This is a genomic window from Pyrinomonas sp., assembly GCF_040289685.1.
Classification (GTDB): Bacteria; Acidobacteriota; Blastocatellia; order Pyrinomonadales; family Pyrinomonadaceae; genus Pyrinomonas.
The window spans coordinates 1-4,331 of record NZ_PSLQ01000113.1 but is presented as its reverse complement, the minus strand read 5'-3'; the positions used below and the strand labels follow the sequence as shown (position 1 = coordinate 4,331).

5 protein-coding genes are annotated in these 4,331 nt (G+C 60.7%); 2 read left to right on the top strand and 3 right to left on the bottom strand.

What is annotated here, in order from left to right; genetic code table 11:
* Nucleotides 1-144: 144 nt before the first annotated feature.
* Nucleotides 145-1,203, bottom strand: a complete 1,059-nt coding sequence (locus tag C4334_RS14420) for a UDP-N-acetylmuramate dehydrogenase (RefSeq protein ID WP_352432789.1) — start codon at nt 1,201-1,203, stop codon at nt 145-147.
* A 402-nt stretch (nt 1,204-1,605) separates the two neighbouring features.
* On the opposite strand from C4334_RS14420, the gene C4334_RS14415 reads away from it, so the two are divergent.
* Both C4334_RS14415 and C4334_RS14410 read left to right on the top strand, forming a co-directional pair.
* The gene (locus C4334_RS14415) at nt 1,606-2,106 is read left to right on the top strand and encodes a MarR family winged helix-turn-helix transcriptional regulator (protein ID WP_352432788.1); all 501 of its coding nucleotides are present in this window, start codon (nt 1,606-1,608) and stop codon (nt 2,104-2,106) included.
* A 53-nt stretch (nt 2,107-2,159) separates the two neighbouring features.
* Nucleotides 2,160-2,861: a pirin family protein gene (locus C4334_RS14410; protein ID WP_352432787.1), complete on the top strand. Its 702-nt coding sequence runs from the start codon at nt 2,160-2,162 to the stop codon at nt 2,859-2,861.
* Nucleotides 2,862-2,937: 76 nt separating this feature from the next.
* On the opposite strand, the gene C4334_RS14825 is transcribed toward C4334_RS14410, so the two are convergent.
* Nucleotides 2,938-3,177, bottom strand: a complete 240-nt coding sequence (locus C4334_RS14825; protein ID WP_502943380.1) for a zinc ribbon domain-containing protein — start codon at nt 3,175-3,177, stop codon at nt 2,938-2,940.
* Nucleotides 3,178-3,284: 107 nt separating this feature from the next.
* The coding region (gene galE, locus C4334_RS14405; protein ID WP_352432786.1) for a UDP-glucose 4-epimerase GalE at nt 3,285-4,331 on the bottom strand (1,047 nt) is incomplete at its 5' end.

Here is a 4,331-nt window from a genome sequence, read left to right as displayed (position 1 = left end):
AGCCCGTTTCGGACGTTCTAGGGCGGTTCTGTTCCTCTCCTACTTCGGTTCCAAACTCGAAACAGTCACCTTCCTCTGCTGGGAGGCGCGTCACCTCCACCACCGCCACCACCGCCTTCTGGCCGACCGATCCCATCGTAAAGGTCATGCGATCGGCTCATTGAAACCGACGAAAACAGGTTCCGGGACGAGCCAGATGTGAAACTTTTCGGCCACGCGTTGCTGAATCTCTTGCTTCAAGGCGATGATCTCGCGAGCAGTCGCCCGCCCGCAGTTGACGATCGCCAAGCTGTGTTTGGTTGAAATCCCAACTCCCCCCTTTCGATATCCACGTGGGAAACCGGCGCGTTCGATCAGCCACGCCGCCATTAATTTCACGCGCCCATCGGCCAGTTTGAAGTGCGGGATCGGCAGCGAGTCATCTTGCGCCCACCGCTCGCTCAAAGCGGCGAATTCAGACGCGGTGACGATCGGATTTTTGAAGAACGAACCGACGCTGCGCGAATCTGGATCCGCCGGATCGATCACCATTGACTTGGCCCGCCTGATTCGCAGCACCGCTTCGCGCACCTCCTTTAGACTGGGCTGCCCTGCGCCGAAATAATCCCGCAGATCCTTGTAAACGCATCGAGGCGCACCGCCGCGCGCCAGGGCGAAAGTGACCGAAAGGATGATGAAACGGTCCCGTTCGCTTTCATTAAAGATGCTCGACCGATAGCCGAAACCGCATTCATCGCGCGAAAGTTCGCAAAGCGCCCGCGCACGCCGATCGAAGCAGCGAACGGAGACGATTGTTTCCGACACTTCTTGTCCATAAGCGCCGACGTTCTGGACCGGCACGGCGCCGACAAGCCCTGGGATCCCGCTCAGACATTCGATTCCGGCAAGGTCGCGCTCGACGCAAAAGCGCACCAATCCATCCCAATCCTCGCCGGCCCGCGCCGTCAACGCGACTCGTTCGCCTTCGTCGAAGACCGAGACGCCGCGCAACGCCAATTGCAATACCAGACCGCCAAACCCTTCATCGGCGATGACGACGTTGCTTCCGCCGCCGAGGACGAAAAGGCCCAAACCCCGCTTCTCGGCGAATTCAACCGCCGCGCAAACATCCCGCTCGCTCTCGGCGCGCACGAAAAAACGGGCCGGGCCGCCGACCTTCAACGTAGTCAATGGCGCCAGAGGTACGTTCTCTTGGATCGTCAACCGCCTCCTCCGCAATCGAAAATTCAAGCGACGACGCGTCTTGCTAGCATCTATCGCCGTGAGACTCGGCTTGACGTTCTCCGCGAGCGCTAAACGCGCGCGATTCTTTCTCGCTCACGCGCGAGCGCGCGCGCCGTGCTGGTGGGGGTGCCACTGCCTGAAGCGCCGGAAAATCACGCGCTCCAACTACTGGGCAAGGAGATCACTTTCAGCCGCACCCAAAATCGAGGTGGAACTCCCACCCAAATATAACACATTTGAACGACTCGCTCTGAAAGGACCGCAAGTCCGAAGCTTGCCTTGCCAAGTCGCAAGGCCCACTTATCTCCAAGGCAACAAGCCCGCATCTTGCGGCGGAACGGTTTCGGTCAACTGCCCCGGATCTGAAGTCTTGTGCGAGCGTTGCGCGGCGAACGTTGTCAACCAGTTGACAATTTCCTAGTGATCGAGTACGCTCGCCCCGTCATGGCCGTTAAAGTGAAGATCCCGCGCAGCGATGCCGAAGAGGCGCTGATCCGCTTGATGCGCTTGGGAGACCGTCTGTGGCGCGCCTCCGACGCGCGTTTCGCCGCGTTTGGCTTAACGGACAATCAGTACAACGTTTTGCGGATCCTGAACGGCGCCGGCGAGCCGCTCCCGCAAGCGGAAATCGGGCGGCGCCTTCTCTCTTCGCGCGCCAACGTGACGAAGCTGATCGATTCGCTCGAATCGCGCGGTTATGTCAAACGCTTGGCCTGCGGCGACCGTCGAATGAAGCTCGTCGCTTTGACCGATGCGGGAGCGAAGTTTTTGGCCGAGAGTCTGCCCGAAGTCATCGGCTTCGCCGAGGAGGTGATGCGTCCGTTGGCGCGCCAAGAGCGACGCGCGTTGATTGAACTGCTTGATAAATTGCGGGTGGATTGATCAGCGCTATTCGTGATGCGCCCGGCGTGGTGCTCGGGATCAAAGGAGGAAACATGATTCACATCATTCGCGCGGAAGATCGTTACCATTTCGCTAACGAGTGGCTTTCGACCTACTGGCTCTTCAGCTTCGACCACTACTACGATCCGCAGAACGTGTCGTTTGGTCCGTTGCGCGTCTTCAACGATGACATCATCCAACCGGGGCGCGGTTTCGACATGCACCGACACCGCGAGATGGAGATCGTCACCTACGTTTTGAGCGGCGCCCTCGAACACCGCGATAGCACGGGCGGGCACGGGATCACGCGCGCGGGCGAGGTGCAGCGGATGAGCGCTGGAACCGGGATCGCCCACGCGGAGTTCAACGCTTCGACGATCGAACCGGTCCACCTACTGCAGATTTGGGTTCTGCCGGCCCAAAAGGGACTCGCCCCGTCTTATGAGCAAGCCCATTTCGCGCCCGAAGAGCGGATCGGGAAGCTTTTGCTTGTCGCTTCAGGCCGAGGCGAGAGTGAGCGCGCCGTCAAAATAGACCAAGACGCAGCCTTCTACGTTTCCACCGTCCGCCCCGAAGACACCCTGACGCATGAATTGGATGCGAAGCGACGCGCATTTCTGTACGTGATCGACGGCAACGTAACCATCAACGGGCATGAACTAGCGACCGGCGATCAGGCGCGCATCAGCGCTGAAACGCGGCTGGAGATTTCAACCGGTTCGCACGGCGAGATGATTTTAATCGACCTGCCATGATCTTTGCCCCATCGCTTGGAGAAGGAGGAGAGTGGAGATGTCGATTGACACTCCCACGGCGCGCAGCGCGTGGGATTCACGGTTCGTCGCCACTTGCCCGCGATACGCAGGTCTTACAGCGGCTCCCCAAGCGTTTTGCGTCTCGGTATGCCCTACCGCGACGGGGATATGTTTTATCCCTTCGGCCCGGATGTTCTCTCGCCGCGTTCAGGTCCCGGTCATGCACCGCCCCACACTCGCAGGTCCAGAGCCTCAGTATAGCGCGCTTGCCTCCCACCCTGTTATGTGCCCCTGCGGGGCACGTGGGGGAGTCCATCTATCCCACCCCTGAAGGGGATGGGTTTTATAGCTCCCCCACACCCCCTCTTTTCTATAACGCACGTCCTTCAGAAAATCCTTCGCCCAGATCGGCTTCGTCCGCCGTCAGTTCTCTGCGTAGCCGTTCGGATGAGAACGCCTCCACTCGTAGGCCGTGCGAATGATCCTCTCCAGATCAGCGTAGCGTGGCCGCCAGCCCAGCACGGCCTGCGCCCGTCGCGCGTCAGCCACCAGTCGCGATGGGTCGCCTGCGCGCCGCCCCTCAAATCGCACCTCGATCCGTTTGCCCGTCACGCGCTGCGCCGTCTCGATCACCTCGAGCACGGAATAGCCACGCCCGTTGCCGAGATTGAAAGCGTCGCTCGCGCCGCCGCGCCGCAAATAGTCGAGCGCGAGGATGTGCGCCTCGCCCAAATCGGCCACGTGAATGAAGTCGCGTATGCACGTGCCGTCCGGCGTTGGATAGTCGTTGCCGTAAACGGAGACGTATGGAAGCTTCCCTTCGGCTGCCGCGAGCACGTTCGGGATCAAGTGCGTCTCCGGATCATGATCTTCGCCGCAATTCGGGGTTGCGCCCGCCGCGTTGAAGTAGCGGAGCGCGACGAACCGTAAACCGTACGCTTGATCGTAAGCGCGCATGATCTGTTCCATCATCAACTTCGACCAGCCATATGGATTGGCCGGCTGTTGCGGATGATCTTCCGGGATCGGCACGCGCACGGGTTCGCCATAGGTCGCACAGGTCGAAGAGAAGACCATCAGCTTGACCCCCTCGGCCATCAACGCATCGAGCAGCGCGATGCCCTGCGCGACGTTGTTGCGAAAATAACGCGCCGGATCCTCCACCGATTCGCCGACGTAAGCGAGCGCGGCGAAATGAATGCACGCTTCAACCCCATGCTCGCGCGCGACGCGCCGCACAAGCTCCACATCGCCGACCTCGCCATGATAAAAAGCGACGCCCTCCGGCACTGCCCCGCGATGCCCGCGCGCGAGATCATCCAACACGACGACGCTTTCGCCGCGTTCGCACAGCAACTCCACGGTCGCGCTCCCGATGTACCCCGCTCCGCCAGTCACCAGCACTGCCATCGTTTTTGACACTCCCACGGCGCGCAGCGCGTGGGATTCACGGTTCGTCGCCACTTGCCC